The 15,670-nt window shown below is 44.6% G+C and carries 16 protein-coding genes; 12 read left to right on the top strand and 4 right to left on the bottom strand.

Annotation, left to right across the window (positions count from 1 at the left end; genetic code table 11):
- The coding region (locus BLQ17_RS20375; protein WP_176761356.1) for an ATP-binding protein at positions 1-113 on the top strand (113 nt) is incomplete at its 5' end.
- Between the two features lie 122 nt (positions 114-235).
- Here BLQ17_RS20375 and BLQ17_RS20370 read toward each other — a convergent pair.
- Together BLQ17_RS20370 and BLQ17_RS20365 are read right to left on the bottom strand one after the other, a co-directional pair.
- Positions 236-664 carry a nucleotide-binding protein gene (locus BLQ17_RS20370; protein ID WP_092225982.1) on the bottom strand — a complete coding sequence of 143 codons (429 nt, stop codon included), beginning with the start codon at positions 662-664 and terminating at the stop codon, positions 236-238.
- Complete coding sequence (locus BLQ17_RS20365; protein WP_092225981.1) at positions 664-1,008, bottom strand: TraK family protein; 345 nt, start codon at positions 1,006-1,008, stop codon at positions 664-666. The genes BLQ17_RS20370 and BLQ17_RS20365 overlap by 1 nt, the downstream gene beginning before the upstream one ends.
- Before the next feature lie 644 nt (positions 1,009-1,652).
- On the opposite strand from BLQ17_RS20365, the gene BLQ17_RS20360 reads away from it, so the two are divergent.
- From BLQ17_RS20360 to BLQ17_RS20350, 3 genes are all read left to right on the top strand, one after another.
- Entirely contained in the window at positions 1,653-2,558 is a 906-nt protein-coding gene (locus BLQ17_RS20360; protein ID WP_092225980.1) for a tyrosine-type recombinase/integrase, read from the top strand.
- A gap of 487 nt (positions 2,559-3,045) precedes the next feature.
- Positions 3,046-3,402 (top strand): LysR family transcriptional regulator, encoded by a 357-nt coding sequence (locus BLQ17_RS20355; protein WP_092225979.1) that lies wholly within the window; start codon positions 3,046-3,048, stop codon positions 3,400-3,402.
- Positions 3,403-4,278: 876 nt separating this feature from the next.
- Entirely contained in the window at positions 4,279-4,767 is a 489-nt protein-coding gene (locus BLQ17_RS20350) for a hypothetical protein (RefSeq protein WP_092225978.1), read from the top strand.
- Between the two features lie 384 nt (positions 4,768-5,151).
- Here the strand turns inward: BLQ17_RS20350 and BLQ17_RS20345 are convergent, their stop codons facing one another.
- Positions 5,152-5,991 carry a hypothetical protein gene (locus tag BLQ17_RS20345; RefSeq protein WP_092225977.1) on the bottom strand — a complete coding sequence of 280 codons (840 nt, stop codon included), beginning with the start codon at positions 5,989-5,991 and terminating at the stop codon, positions 5,152-5,154.
- A complete protein-coding gene (locus BLQ17_RS20340) occupies positions 5,984-6,280 on the bottom strand; it encodes a PqqD family protein (RefSeq protein WP_092225976.1) in 297 nt (98 codons plus the stop codon). The genes BLQ17_RS20345 and BLQ17_RS20340 overlap by 8 nt, the downstream gene beginning before the upstream one ends.
- 569 nt (positions 6,281-6,849) lie before the next feature.
- On the opposite strand from BLQ17_RS20340, the gene BLQ17_RS20335 reads away from it, so the two are divergent.
- The 8 genes from BLQ17_RS20335 to BLQ17_RS20300 form a co-directional block, all read left to right on the top strand.
- Positions 6,850-8,298 carry a hypothetical protein gene (locus BLQ17_RS20335; protein ID WP_092225975.1) on the top strand — a complete coding sequence of 483 codons (1,449 nt, stop codon included), beginning with the start codon at positions 6,850-6,852 and terminating at the stop codon, positions 8,296-8,298.
- Between the two features lie 165 nt (positions 8,299-8,463).
- Positions 8,464-10,581 carry a tetratricopeptide repeat-containing sulfotransferase family protein gene (locus BLQ17_RS20330; RefSeq protein WP_092225974.1) on the top strand — a complete coding sequence of 706 codons (2,118 nt, stop codon included), beginning with the start codon at positions 8,464-8,466 and terminating at the stop codon, positions 10,579-10,581.
- 564 nt (positions 10,582-11,145) lie between these two features.
- The gene (locus BLQ17_RS20325) at positions 11,146-12,255 is read left to right on the top strand and encodes a CsgG/HfaB family protein (RefSeq protein WP_176761355.1); all 1,110 of its coding nucleotides are present in this window, start codon (positions 11,146-11,148) and stop codon (positions 12,253-12,255) included.
- The gene (locus BLQ17_RS20320) at positions 12,249-12,725 is read left to right on the top strand and encodes a hypothetical protein (RefSeq protein WP_143005583.1); all 477 of its coding nucleotides are present in this window, start codon (positions 12,249-12,251) and stop codon (positions 12,723-12,725) included. The genes BLQ17_RS20325 and BLQ17_RS20320 overlap by 7 nt, the downstream gene beginning before the upstream one ends.
- Before the next feature lie 103 nt (positions 12,726-12,828).
- Entirely contained in the window at positions 12,829-13,713 is an 885-nt protein-coding gene (locus BLQ17_RS20315; RefSeq protein ID WP_143005582.1) for a hypothetical protein, read from the top strand.
- Between the two features lie 157 nt (positions 13,714-13,870).
- Positions 13,871-14,497: a hypothetical protein gene (locus tag BLQ17_RS20310; protein WP_092225970.1), complete on the top strand. Its 627-nt coding sequence runs from the start codon at positions 13,871-13,873 to the stop codon at positions 14,495-14,497.
- Positions 14,498-14,588: 91 nt separating this feature from the next.
- A complete protein-coding gene (locus BLQ17_RS20305; protein WP_143005581.1) occupies positions 14,589-15,104 on the top strand; it encodes a hypothetical protein in 516 nt (171 codons plus the stop codon).
- Between the two features lie 311 nt (positions 15,105-15,415).
- Positions 15,416-15,670 (top strand): transposase (locus BLQ17_RS20300; RefSeq protein ID WP_176761354.1); only part of this gene is annotated, 255 nt, incomplete at its 3' end.

Genomic DNA, 15,670 nt, shown 5'->3' with positions numbered 1-15,670 from the left:
CACAGGTTTTTGGGGATGCGAAGATGACGACTGCACTACTTGATCGTTTGACACATCATTGCGACATCGTAGAAACCGGCAATGAGAGTTATCGGCTGAAAAATAGAAAATAAGTTCATCATTTACTATCCGCCCCAGTTGAGTTCTGCCGCTCCGACGAGCATTTTGGTGGGCCCATTCTCGCGCCAGAACTCAATTGGGGCTACCTTGAGATGAAAGCTTTAAAATAACAGGATTAATGGAACCCCCTTTTTACTTTTTGGGGGTCATTTTTGGACGCTGACAGGGGGTCAATTTTGAATGCTGATTGACAATCATGGCCGGATTCCCTGATCAGGTCCGGAACCATGTTTTCGCTGATGTATGACGCCAAAGGAATAAAAGATGCTGCGCCGTTGTCAATTATTGCGCTGCTGTCATCAGGTAATTGCAAAAGCTGTTCTATCAGGCTGTCAAAAAGCCTGCTGTTTATATTTTCATCTTCTAAAATATCCAGCTTATGGACTTGCAGCGATTTATAGGCGCTGAAGGTAGCATTTACGGGATCGGTGTCAAAACAGGCAACTTTCTCTTCCCGGTCTATCAGATATTGTGCCAGCAGTGAGCTGACGAAGCTTTTGCCGACACCGCCCTTGCCCTGCAGGATCAGATGTATAGTTGCCATCACTTGCCCCCCTTCTTTTTTTGGTTGAAATTGAAATCAACCGGTAGAGGGGTTGGGTCATGCTTGAAACTACGAGGACTTCCTGAACTTGCAGGTTTTACAGGGGGAATGGTTTTTTGAAACCTGGCCCTTTCTTTTGCAAAAGGATTTTGGCAGCCAGGATCTTTGAGGATAATTAGAAAAGCCTGGTAAGACATTTGCATCTTACCATTTTTGATGAGATATCTGTGGATGGCCTTTTTCTTGTGCCCTTCCTCCAGAAGTTTTTGGATTTCTTCAGCATTAGCTAGAAACTGACTTCGACAGTTTGAGGAAACCGGACTACGGTTGGTCTTTTTTGTCATGTGCATGCCTTGTTTTAGAGGCACAACACTGAGCAAAAAAAAAGTGCTGCGCCAAGTTTAAAACTCGACTGCAGCACCTATATTGGCGTCCCCAACCGGATTCGAACCGGTGTTGTCGGCGTGAAAGGCCGATTTCAACATGAGGGTTTCACTTTCTTGTTAGAAAGTTTGAAAAACTAGATTGTCCTTAATATTCAAGAATATACACTAATGTTAATAATAATCAACACAAAATTAATGATAGGTAAAAAATAGCTAAGGAACCTTAAAAACCAGAATTTTTTTTCGTGACCTCCTTGTTTCGATAGGTCTGAAGCACTTCGAGGTCTGCAGCAAGGAGCATTGTTTCACAAATGTATTGAAAAAATAGTGGCTACCTTGGAGTAACTATGATCCGCAAAGCTATCGAAACAATGTTTGTACTCAAGCCTCTTTACTACTGTGTAGTAGATAACGAGTTGATATCACATATAAAACTGTTTGTGATTGCTTGTCGGTCGGGTATTGTATGTTTATGTCAAAAACGAATCAAACATTGCCGAAGAACGTAGCAGCAGCGAAAAATTATTGGATCGGGCGCGACGATCTACGCAAGGGGGAAAGTTGGGCAACCTACATTTTTACCGGGATCACTACTGAGAGATATGAAAGTCAAAGATATCAGGCTGGATGAGGCCTGGAAACATTTTGTTGAAATAAAATTACCTGAAGAGAAAGGAGGGAAGAATGAAAAATTACGCTGGGAGAAACATATAGAGCCATATTTTAACGATTGCTACTTATCAGAAATTACAACTTTTAAAATTGACGTGTTTAGCAGGAATTTAAAAAATAAGAAGCTGAGTCCGCAGTCTGTAAAACATGTACTTTCCCTCCTGAGGCGGACTATGAGGCAAATGTCCAAATGGGAATTGTATTCTGGGCCAATCCCAATTTTTAATATGCCGCGTTTCGACAACGAAGCGACACGGTTTCTAACTCCGGAAGAAGCAAGGATATTAATTGAAGAGTTGTATCAGAGTAGTAGCAGCTGGCTTGGCGATTTTGCGACTTTAGCTCTTAATACTGGTTGTCGTGCGGGTGAACTTTTCAAACTAAACAAGGGTTGTGTTGATAAAAACGAAAAGCTACTACATATTAAGGATACCAAAAATTCAAAAAATCGCTTTGTTCCCCTCAACAAAACAGCATATGAAGTGGTAGAAGCATACATGCAAGAAGATGCCTATTATTTCTTTTTGAAAGGTGTAGGCCCCCAAAAAAATCAAATTCCACCTATTTTCAGAAGAACAGTAAGTCACCTGGGATTTAACAGTGGAATTACCGACAGTCGTCATCGTGTAGTGTTCCATACTTTACGACACACTTGTGCATCCTGGATGGTCCAAAAAGGTGTCAGCCTGGTTGTGGTCTCAAAAATTCTAGGACATAGCAGTTTGAAAATCACTATGCGGTACGCTCACCTGGCACCCGAACAATCATTGGCTGCAGTAAAAGCTGTCGAAGATCGTTTTCAAGAAACCACGCCCTCCAAAAAGCATAAATGTTAATTTCTAGCTAATTTAATGTTTATTTTGTGTTGATCAAGATAAATAAAGATAAAATCAATAGGATTTCTATGTGATGTGTTCTCTCTCTCTGGAGTGAAAGTGGCAGGAGTAATAATCAGATAAAGATACAATGGATTGATCACTATAAAGTTATAAATTTAACAATTATTTTAACTCAATTTTTCTGTAGTATTTCTTTTTTTAAATTACTTTTTGTCAAAAAAAACCTAAGTCAATTGAGATCATTTTCGCTCGCTCTTTTAGCAATGTTATTCAGCGTCGAAATTTGACCCTTTTCCGCTTTGAATATTGACCCCTTTGCGGTATGAAGGACTGAATATTTTTTGTTTTTAAAAGTCTTTCATATTACTGGAGTTTGGAGTTTGGAGTTTCATCCGCCATCCTGCGTGCGAGCAAGGTGGCGGATGAAACTCCAAACTCCAGATGATTAAACAAAACGAACAATATTCATCAACAATTCGGATTTATGAGAAAATTACCACCTTTAACAGCGATTGTTGCTTTCGAGGCAGTTGCTCGACTCGGGAGTGTTCGTGCAGCAGTCAGTGAATTGAATGTAACGCAATCATCGGTCAGTCATCAGCTGGCAAGGCTTGAAAATCATTTGCAGGTTCAACTCTTTCAGCGACGCAGCAAACGCCTTTTTCTCACGACAGCCGGGCAAGATTATTTCAAAACTATCGAACCTGCACTTGATAGTATTGCGAACGCAACAAATAAAGAGATGATGGAGACCAAACGCGAGACCTTGAGCGTTTCCGCACCTCCAAGTTTCATCGTAACATGGCTTCTTCCGCGTATTGACGGCTTCCTGCCCCGCTGAATTCTGTTACAGGTTTAATCGACGTTTTAAATTAGAGCTGATGATTGAAAATCTCGTTTATCACGCTTGTAAATCATCATCGATTCCTCAGTACAATTTATCGCTTGCTGAAGATTGGTGGTAATCAAATAAAAAAAGGTAATATTGGCAGTTTAATGAAAATCGCTTTATAGCGATCTTGTCAAAGGCTGAAAAGACAATTTCTGTCGATCAACGACGTATAATTCCAGTTTATTAAGGCATAAATATAATTAAACCGAGAGCCTTTAGACAATAATTGATTTGTAACAATATGGATTTTCAATAAGAAGCTTGGTGCTTCATATGTAGGAAAATCCCCTGGGATTAACAGTAGCAAAACCCTTCGATTCTTACGGTGGTAAACAAATTGATAGAAACTGAAGCCAGAGGGGTGCAAAATCATTTTCTAAAAACAGCTGAACTGTTAAAAATATTCCTGAATTCCAGGAATTATTCTTCCCCAAACAAAATTAGTTCTCTCCTAATACATTGACCTCAACGACTAAAAACTGAGCAGGGTGGAAGTTGGGCGAAATATCTCAAAGAAATCTCAATACGGTTACAAAAGTTCGAACTAAACTTGGTCATTTTGAAAATTATACCATGATTTGCAAAAACACCCAGCTTGGTATGTAAGTTGCATATAAAAACAGGTAAGGATCGTACGCTTCGGTGCTCTATTGAATATCGTTCCGCTTTCAAGTTTGCGGGAAGAGCAGAAGACTATACCTCCTTCTGATTAAATTGAATCTTTTTTGTAATGACCCTCAGTTATAGAATAAATTTCTTGCACCTCTACGAGGGTCCAGATGACAAAGCGTAAATACAGGTAACTGTATAAAAAAAGGAGAATGTATGAGAAACCAAAAAGATAATGTTGAAAAACATCAGGAAGAAACATACCTTCCTGCAAGGCGAGAACTTTTAAAAAAGATCGCTGTGGGAGTTGGTGTTACAGCGGGAATTTCACTATTGCCAGAACGATGGAGCTCTCCGGTGATTACCACTATGGCGTTGCCGGTTCACGCTGAAACCAGCGGGCCCTTGCCGTGTGAGGCTCCGGCAGGGTGTTATAGCTTTAGGGATGCAAGAATAGGAGAGGCTGTATTTCATTTTAATTGGGCAGGAGGATGTGGCACGGTTAAAACGTTAGATGTCTATACCTTGTGCTGTGGTTCAACTGGAAGTGTGGAAATAGGGTTTTTGGCTAATGTCGGTGTTGCCGCAAATGTGGAGGAGGCTAAAGCCCTGGGAATCAGTAATCCGGTACAGATGGATATCCTTGAACCCCTTTCTTCAGGATGCTACTTTTTCAGGGAATCCTTAAGGGTGGAGGCTATTTAATCAAAGGGGAGTGATTCACTGCTTTTCGTGGCGAGTCACTCCTTTGGCTGACAACTATAGTGGTATGATCAATGAAAAGTGCCGATCTTAAGTTGATGACCCTGTCGGTATACTAATTGCGGTAGTGGCAGAACTATAAATTTGACAGATAGATTCAATACCTTGTAATTGTGACAGTTGTAGTTTTCATCTATTATCAATCCGGCGGCCAGTTTGGACTTGGGTTTTCACAGATTTGAATTGGGGGTCAAATTGATTGACGTAAAAACGAGCAGATAGTCGACCATTATGCTGAAAGCCGTATCCGGATTGAATGTATTTTCTCGCCGGATTAATAGTCCATGCATAGAAAGAAAATACGTAAAGCAATCAATATGTCAGTAATTATGCATGGACAAAAAAAGGCTCAAGAATTTCATCAAGTTCTTCAAGCTTGGAATAACATAATCTGAAAGTCTCGACCCCACGCACCAGTGAAGCAAGTTCTGAAATACTGAATTCATGGAAATCTCGTGCCTTAATATAGTTTTCCAGTAGCCGAAAAAAAGCCTGTCCCTGGCTGATCGGTTCAAAAACCGCCCGTTCAGTTGGTTGATATTGAGGAAAAACTATAGTGTTAAGGGTCACATCACGTTTTTCCCACTGGCTATTAAGGTTGCGATGGGCGACCATAAAACCGCGTTGTCCAGCTACCACACCATTCTGAATCCGTGTAGCATGGGGAGAAAGCAATGGCCATGACGACTTATTAATGGAAATCGGACGAGTTAAAGGGTGCATCTCACCGTTTTTTGACAACATAACCAGCTCGTCAGTAAAATAGTGGTATCCCTGAAGAGTGAGCCATGCGGCCAGGGAACTTTTCCCTGAACCGCTCTTACCTGGAAACAGCACACCCCGTCCTTCAATGTCAAAAGCGGCCGCATGAATAGAGAGATAGTGACTGCTGTCGTTTATGCAATAATGAATAACTTTGCTCATGAGCGTAGAAGCGAGTTCAAACCAGCATTTGCCCTGATAGAGAGAATTTGTGTTATCAAACAGTCGGTGCAATCCTTCGCTGTAGTCCAGATACAGCTGAAGTTTGTTGTCGCACACCTGTCCGGGATGGGTGATATGGTCGCAAAAGAGAAAATTAACCAGGGCCTCATGGGCCGCTGAGTAGGAAATCTCGACTTCCGCGTCTGCCAATCTAACGAAACTGGATATCTGTTGTTTAGTCATGATATACCCTTAGAATACCTCTCTCGATTAATTCTGTTGCCGCCTTGTACGCTTCTACGACGATACACTGATGTTCGTCTGGATATGCACTCTGCAGCAGGTTGACAAGATCTTTGAGTTTTTCATTACCCTGACAGAGCGAATATACGAGAAAAGCAGTCTTGTTGAGGTAGGTCATATTATCCTCACCAAGAGTGTAGAGAATGGCTGCATTTTCAAAAACTTCGATATTTCGGTGCCTGGTGGGGCGGAGGATGACGCTGTCGTCGATTACGCTGTTCGTATACATATCCTGTCACTGCTTTTTAGTGGCTGTTTGGTTGGATTCATTTGTCGTGTCATGTTTTGAAACAGTTCAGGGGTAAATAGCAAATTTTAAGCCAGAACAGTCCGGATGAAAGGGGGAAGTGGAAGTCACCCCTTGTTCAAACAAAGATTTAATGGATAAAACTGACCGGGAAATAAAGATGAGCGGTGACATGTGGATATTAAAATAACAGGATCTATCCTTGAAAAGTCCGATGCGTATGCTCGTTATCACCGTGTAGTAGAGATGATGATACACTCAAAATGAGAATGGGTTTGTTGCAAATTCTCGTTTTGCAAATGTTTATAAAAGCAATTATGCGAACGAGTCCTTGCGGTCAAAAAAGTAAAATATAAGCCTGTAATGTCGGTATCAATTGATCTGTTTTCTGGATCGTTATTTGCAAAGTGAATTATTGTGGGTGCTACAATTGTCTCCAGCTAGCGCTTACTATTCTAGAAGGAAATAGGTTTTAACGGCTCTGAAATTCATTTGAAATTTAACTTTCCTACCATTTGAACAATTAATCGATGCAGGAAAAGGAGTTTACAATGAAACGACAACAGGATTCGGCTCTGAAAAAGACCGGTATCGGTTCGGATCAATCAACTGACCCGGTTTCAGCGAATCTGGCGGATAGTGTCTTTCTTCTTTCTTTAAAAGAGCTTCCGTATGAAGCCAGCATCCATTCCTTCATGCTGGCTTTGGCCGCTTTCCAGCGTGGCCTGGAGGTAACTTTTCACTATGATTTTTCGTGGCATGAACTGTTCAAACATTTTAGCTCGATAGGAGGCCGTGCCGATAATTTCAGCATCAGCGACGGGAACAAGACCCATTATTTTTCACGCTCGGCAGGCGATCTGATATCGCTGCAAAATTTACACAAAGGCGAAGATAAACAAATGACCAAGGTGATCCTGAACCAAGCCGGTGTAAGGGTTCCGCCAGGATTACTTGTTCTTAGTGGTGACGAACCGGACATTGATACCATCTTACAGACATATGCTGAACATTCATTTGTGCTGAAACCTTTGCTTGGTTCCTTGGCAGAAGGTGTTATCCGGGATTTAAAAGCGGATCAGGTTAAGGAGAGGATTGGTGAATTGAACGGCCAGCCGCATCTGTTGGAGGTGTATCTCAAAGGACGAGACGTTCGGGTTTATGTGGTAGCCGACAAGGTCGTTTTTGCTTACCAGCGATTGCCTGCCTGTGTGGTGGGGGATGGGCAATCTCCAATTAAAGCATTGATCGATATCAAAAATAGAATACGCTCTAATCACCCGGTTTATAAAAGTGCACCAATCAGGATGGACACGGTTACGGAGGAATTTTTAGCCAACCAAAGCCTCACGCTTGATTCGGTTCCACCAAAGGGCAAACTGATTTTTTTGAATTCAATTCCAGAGTTGCGCTTTGGAGGGCAGTTCGTCCCGGTGGAACTGTCGGAAGCGACGAAAGAGCAGGCTGTTCTGGCGGCTCAGACCATGGATTACCCTGTGACGGGTATGGATATGATTCTAGTGAATGATAGCGCAGGAAAAGAACAATCCTTTGTCCTGGAGCTCAACCAGCGTCCTTTCCTGAGCGGCCAGTTGTGGGAATTGCCGTTGGGCAAAAGCCCGCAACCCAATCTGGTCGCCGAGGCGATGGTGGACTATTATTTCCCGGACTCGATTAATAATCGGCGGTTACCCAGTGCGTCTTTCCAGATGCGTGAGGTTATAAACCTTCTCAGGTCCAGGGCAGCGGCCAAGGTCTCCCTGCCTGTCATTCAGGACGATTGGCACCATTATCGCTATGTTTTTGTGGATAAGAAGGATAAAGCGAATAAATCTTCCGCTCAGAAGACTCTGAACGAATGTCTGCAATTGGGAATACATGCGCATTTGATGCGATTTACCGACGGGCGCATGCTCCTTGATACGGTAGCACCCCAAGGTAAGATTGATCGTTTACTTAAGCTCTGCACGTATCTGGAGTTGTGGGAAAAAGACCCATAAGCAACGAGCCTCGCAGTATATCGAAGTAAAACGATTATTTTCAATGATATTGTCTTGCCGGTAAGCTTGTTCTTATGCATCATAAAATGATATTGGCTCCAGTCACTGACAGCAGAGAAAAAAGTTATAGAAAGTATAGCCATAAACGATTTTGCAGGAATTGCCATGAGTAGAAGAGGATTTATTAGAAAGCCAGGTCGCAGGGGTAAAAATATAAGTACAGAACAGCAGTATCAGGTTGCTGTGCAGCATCTTGACAAGGGAGAGCGTCATAAATCGGAGCTGGTTCTGAGAAAAATTCTTTGTAAGGTGCCCAGGCATCCTCACGCCCTGCATCTTCTTGGACTGATCACTCATCAGTCCGGGAAAACCGAGCGTGCCATTGCCATCATCAAAAAGGCGATTGGTGCCGCACCAGATGAAGGCCAGTTTTTCGCTAATATATGTGAAATGTACCGTGTGTCCGGCAAACTCGATGAAGCAATATCTTATGGCAAACAAGCTGTGGAGATAAGCCCGTCTTCGACCGCGGCCCACGCCAATCTTGGCATTGCCTATTATGACAGTAACAACCTGGATGCGGCTGAGGCTTGTCAGAGACGCGCGCTGAAGATCGACAATCGTTTCGTTACATCTCTTAACAACCTGGGGTCAATCGAACGGGCGAGAAATAACCGGCAAAGCGCCATTGGCTATTTTGAAGAGGTCTTGAAATATACCCCCAACCATCTTGAATCTATCAACAACCTCGGGGCGTTACTGACAGAAATATGGCAGCCGGAAAAGGCGGTGCAGCTCCTGTCACGGGCGTTACGGTTACAGCCCAACTATGCAAAGGCTCACTGTAATATTGCCAAAGCTTATATGGTGCTGGAACAGTATGAAAAAGCTATTACCGGGTTTACCAGAGCCCTGGAACTTGATCAGGAATTTGCCGAAGCATATATGGGTCTTGCAAACGTTTATCAGGAGCATGATAACTATCCTGAAGCTGAAAAACTTGCTGAAAAGGCGGCTGCACTGGCACCTGAAAAGCCAGGTGTACATAGTCTTGCAGGTGATATCTATAGAAGTTGGGAATACCCCGAAAAAGCCGCCGTCTGTTATACCAAGGCGCTGGAGTTTGATCCGAACCACCTCCCTGCAAATCTTGGACTCGGCTATCTGCAGATGCAATCCGGGGATATGGACCTTGCCGAGAAAACATTTGAACATGTACTGAAGCTCGACAACTCAAACTTGTCTGCAATGCTTTCCCTGATCGATGTGGAAAAAATCGAAAAAGGTGATAAGCGCATAGAAGTCCTTGAAAAAGAGCTGGAACAGCTCGATTCCATGGCAGAAACCAAGGCCATTGAACTGCATTTTGGTCTGGGAAAATGTTACAACGATACCCGCAAATATAACAAAGCCTTTCCCCATTTCCTGGAAGGCTGCCGGCTGAAAAGAAAACGTATTAACTATGAGCCGGTTGGTACGGATGGGAAAGCTGACACCATCATTTCCACTTTTTCTGCAGAAAAAGTCCGGTCACTGGCGGGGGGAGGCTGTCCTTCCAATGTTCCCATATTCATTCTCGGTATGCCGCGCTCGGGCACAACCCTGACAGAGCAGATCATTGCCAGCCATCCAAAAGTTTATGGTGCCGGTGAACTGGCCGATCTTGAGCAGGTGGCCTCAATAAATGGAAAAAAATATCCGCTGTCCATGGAAAATATTACAAGAGAGAAACTGCGCTCGATTGGAGAGAGGTATGTAGCTGGCCTGCAGGAACGAAATCCACAGGCCGATCGTATTACCGACAAGATGCCTGCCAATTTTAATCTTATAGGTCTTATCCATCTCATCCTCCCAAACGCCAGGATCATCCATGTCCGGAGGAATCCTGTGGACACCTGTTTGTCGGCATTCACCATACTCTTTAATAAAAAAACCCAGCACCATAGCTACGATCTGGTAGAGCTTGGGCGTTATTATCTTGCCTATACCCGTATCATGGACCACTGGCGGCGACTGTTGCCCCAAGGTTCATTTTACGAGCTGCAGTACGAAGATCTTGTAGCGGACAGTGAGAACCAGACCAGAGCGCTTATCGAGTTCTGCGGCCTCGACTGGGAAGACGCATGTATTGCGCCGCACAAAACTTCCCGCAGTGTAAAAACCGCCTCCATCACCCAGGTACGCGAACCCATTTATACCTCTTCGGTGGAGCGGTGGCGTAAATATGAAAAGTTCCTGGAACCACTCCTCAATGTCCTGGAAGACCTGGTTCCGAACCGTTGATTGCATTCTTAAACGCCCGCAGCCCGCTCTTTCTGGAATGGGCTGTGGGCGTTTTCCTGCCTTGTTATCTGATTTCATAATCCAACTTTTTTAACTGTGTTTTAACTGGTGCTGAAGAGAGCATCCTGGCGCGCTTAAAACCCAACTGAGTTCGTGTCTTCACCACTGTACTGATGGGTGTAGCTGGTGCATTATGGATGGGCATATGCGCAAAACGAGAATGCCACCGAAAACTATTCTCTTTTTGCGAATAAAATTGTTGCAATAGTGCGGTGCCGTCAGACGCTAACCAAAAAAAGAAGGCATATATCAGTTTTTACATATGAAATCATACCGTTTGATTTTTGGCATGTATTCTGCAAAGTGAGTTGTGAAAGTGACAGGTCTCTTGCTGGCTGAATATTCCTCATGGAGGACCTTGTATGCATAACTATATAAAATTGTATGAAATATATGTCGTTAAAAGCGTATCCTCTGTTTCTGTGTATTGTTTTGATTATAACCGGTGGCTGTGCCAGGCATCAGCGGGATGTTGCTCTCTTCGAGGGGCCCCCTATTCAGGATGTGACTACGGCCTTTGATACCGCGCTGCGTTGTCTGCGTGGAAAGATAAGCAGCAAATACACTTTTGCGGTTGGGGCGATTGTCGACAACACCGGCAAAGAGCAGCTCAGTGAAGGCGGGACGGCGAAATATGTCACTCAGGGAGCCGGGGACATTGTCCAGACAGCCCTGTTGCTTGCAGGGGTCGGTGTGGTTAATCGCCGCGATCCACGGGTATTGATACAGGAAATGCAGTGGGGCACGATTAAAAAGGATCAGATTATACCCAGCTCTTATTTTATAACCGGGTCGATAAACTCGTTGGATTTTATTCCCGGTGGCGGGGTGGAAATGGAAGTCGCCGGCGGAGGTCCCCGGTACCGACAAAACCGGATACTTATCGGCGTTGATCTGTTTCTCACCGATACCAAAACCGGCAAAGTCGTTGCTTCGGTACCTCTGCAGAAACAGATTGTCGCCTATGAAGCCGGTGTGGGTATGACCAGGTTTTTTGGCGAAGTTCTTTTTAATCTAGATGTAGGCGGGATGAAGCGGGAGGCAATGGGGTTTGCCTTGAGGCAGATGCTCTATCTCGGGACTTTTGAAATTCTCAGCCAGATGCTGCATCCCGAGACCTATGGCGAATGCCGGGCAGAGATCGATCATGATTACGGCAACCTTGTCCATACGAAATCAACTGAAAAATATGATGCATATATGAAAGTGAAACCCAAAAGCCCCATGTCCGAAGATAGAGACAAGGAGGAGAAGGAACCGACTGCGTCCATTGCCCCCAAAGCAGGTAGTGCTGCCAAGTCAGAAGAGTCCAGTCAGGGGGACGAGCATAAAGATTCTCAACAGGATGCACTTGTAGAGCCGATATCGGGCAAGGAGACAGACCAGGAACTCATTACAGATAAAGCTGGCGCCGATGAAGAAGAGGTTGTCGAGGCTACTGAAGGTTCAGGTGACTCAGCGCTGACAATAACCCAAGAAACAGCCGACAAGTCTGCCGATAATAGCAGCAGCGGCAAGGAAGATCTAAATGCAACCGATGACAAACAAAGTAAAACCTTTTGGCAGGAGGAAGGGGTGGAGAGCAAACCGCTGCCCCAGGAGGTGTTGTGGTGAATAAATACAGGAAAACAATGTGTTATGCTGTGGTGCCGTTAGGTTTTATATGGATTGTCATCATGCTGACAATGTCCTGGCCGATGCAGGCACGCGGAGGTGGAGCGACCAAGAACGACTGGAGCAGCAACTATGGTTTTTCATCAGCGACCTCCAAAAGCGTGGCGCTGACCCAGGCCGATCTCATCAAAAAAGGTGAGAGCGACTATTATGACGAGCTTGGAAAATCAACAACCAACATCGGTGTGATGAATACCTATGATCAGCAGGGAATCTTCAATAATGTTGAAAACCAGATGGGCGAGATGAACCTCAGTGATGCGTATACAGAAAGTACCAGTATCGGTTCGCAGAATAATTCCTCGACCGATATTGCCAATAGCGGAACAGGCACCATTGACGTAACTAACGCCTCTGATTCGGCCGGCGACCTCGACTCCTCGGTTTCCCTGGAAAAATGGAGTGAATAAGTGGGTATGACTAATAATACTCGCTTGGCAAGGGCCAGCTCCCCTTTATTTTTATCTTGTTCTCTGGACTGGCATGAGAATACCCCTTTTATAGGAGATAGGTATGAAGAAAAAGATTATGGCTGGAGCATTAACGGTGGGAATGAGTGTTTGCCTGGCAAGTGCTGCATCGGCTAATTTGGAAAGTACAATTTCCGCAATTAATTCATCGATCACAGAAACAACTACAAACATAGCTAGTGGCGTAACGACTTCAACGGTTTCTAAAATCACTGAAGGCGTAATGGACAATGTAGGCGTCTTTACCTATAACGCCGCCTACAACGCTTCTGATCTCGACTCCTCTGTGGACATCGAAGGGGCCACATCATTCGGTTTTGATGGTGATATTAGTGAATTTGCTGCAACGTCGGTTGCCACTGAAATCAGCCTGGATGCCCAGCTTACCTACGGAGATATCCTGAACAAGATTGAAACCACCGGTATCGGTGCTTACAGCAGCGCTGTAGGGCCGGTTGACGCCGATGGGAATTCAACCGAGGCAGGATTGGTAATAAACGAGGATATTCTTCGTGATATCAACAGTACAGCTTATTTGACCACCTTTTGCGGTACCGAGCTCTGCTCTTCACCCGCTCTTGACTACAGCGATACCGGTGTCCTTGGCGGCAGCCCGATCGACGACGCAAACTTCCAGGATATAGTCGGCTTCAACCTGGCAATGAACGAGGGAGCCATTGATTCAAGCGTTGCCATCAAGGCGTATGGTGAAGTAGTTCAAACCGTAGATGAGGGAGCCCCATCAACAATCACTGATTATGATGGAGAGGCAATTACCTCTGTGATTTCAGTGGCTGATGGTGCAAGCTATGCATCCTACTTTAACAATGACCTGAACAACCTGCAGATCGCCACCACGGCAATCGGTGCCTATGGTGCCGGCAGCATCAACGTTGGCGTGAACATTCAGGAGCTTGTTGATCTGTAATTTTTTCAGAGTATGGATTCATCCCTGCTGGCTTGACCGGCAGGATTCTCCTATACGCGATGTTCAGGCTTTGTCTGAACATCGCGTATATATGGTTTTGACCACCGACATATGGCAGACAGAGATGCGAAATACCTTTTTTAGCCTTTGAACAGCGATGGTAAAAAAAATTATCATAACCGCCTGTATCTTCATTGCAGCAGCTGCTGGAGGCGGAGGGTGTACCGCAGAAGAAATTGATGCGGAGGTGCTCACTATTATCGACGGAACCATCGATAACTTCGATATCCTGACTTACAACGCCGCGTATAATGAAGGTACCCTTGATGCCAGCGTTGAAATTGTCGGGGCAACCAGTTTCGGTCTCGTCTTTACCGGTGACAGCAACACATACAGCAATAGTTTAGATGGGAGCAGCGTTGTCTACGATTACACCTCCAACAGCCTCAGCACCAGCGCCATAGGCGCATACAATATTGCAGAGACGGAGTTTTCAAGCAGATACAGCAGCGTGGCAACCTACGACAGGGCAGCGGACCAGGACTATTCAACGGTGGTAATCGGCGGAACCGCCGGCCAGAGCGTTGGTATTGTCAATCTTGCTTATAACAGGGGCAACGTCGATTCAAGTGTTTCCATTACCGGCACTTCCTCCGAGGTAACAACGGCAGATGGGACGACAAGCAGTTGCTACTCTGCGAATTCATTTGATAACCTGCATATAACCACCAGCGCAATAGGTGCATATAACAGCAGTAAAACAACTATCACCATAGGTGAGTAAGGGGGGGCGAACTCTTGCTATTATACACAAACCGGAAACCGCCAAGAAGAATAAAAAAAACAAATTTATTACGATAGAGAGGGTAGTACAAATGAGCTCAGCTCGCTTTTACCTGGCGTTGGTTTTTATGTTGGTCTGTTTTTCTGCGATACCGGCTTTTGCCGAGCTGCAGGGATTTCGAGGAATCCAGTGGGGGACCTCTTTTGATGAAGTCGCAAAAACCAGGACTATGGTGCTGAGTAAGGAAGATGCGGAAAAAGAAATTGTTATTTATGGCATAGAAAACGATCCGTTGGCCCTGGGAGATGCAGAATTGCAGACGATTCAATATTTCTTCTGGCGCAATAAATTAATGATGGTTCTGGTTGTAACCAACGGCGAGGTCAATTACCTCAGGCTGAGAGCCAATATTATCGAAAAATTTGGTGACGGCAGGAGCAGCGGCGGTCAAAATCCTTATAATCTCTCCTATAAGGGTGATATTACCAATGTGAACCTCACTTACCAGCAGGCCCCTGAAACCGGAATATTCTATCTGATCTCCAAGGAAATGGCCAGGCAACATCAGAAAGCGTTGCAGTCCGCCGGTGAGCAGCAACAGCAATAATGGGTGAAAATAGTGGGAAACCACTCTGTTTTGGCGCTTATAGTTTCGTGTTTTAAAAGTATATGGTGAACAGGTAATGTCCTGACTGTCAATGGATACATCCAGGTAGGGGTGCTATGTCTAGGGTTAAATCAGAACATGCTGATCTTGTCGCAAAGTGCCTTGCCTCGTTGAAAATAAAACGAGATCAGGGCTATGACCTTGATTCGGGTGATTATCCCATGATTGAGTATCTCTATGATTTTCGAGTCTGTAAATAAAATTGTGTAACTGCTTACAATCAGTTAACTTCGCTAAGAAAAGGAATTGATGTGAGCAAAGAAACCGAAAAAGACATCCTGCAGTCCCTGGCGGCGGAACTGGCCAAAAACCTTAAATCTGAAAAAGACCTTTCAGCCTTAAGCCGTGAACTCGTAAAACTCACTGTAGAAACAGCTCTAGGAAAAGAGATGGAGGAACATCTTGGTTACGCCAAGCACTCCAGTGAAGGCCGAGGCACCGGCAACAGCCGTAACGGCACCTCCAGGAAAACACTGAAAGGACAAATCGGCGAGGTGGAAATCGCT

The sequence above is a fragment of the Desulforhopalus singaporensis genome, from assembly GCF_900104445.1.
Taxonomy (GTDB): domain Bacteria; phylum Desulfobacterota; class Desulfobulbia; order Desulfobulbales; family Desulfocapsaceae; genus Desulforhopalus_A; species Desulforhopalus_A singaporensis.
The sequence above is the reverse complement of the archived record's forward strand: the minus strand, read 5'-3'. Positions and strand labels throughout refer to the sequence as shown.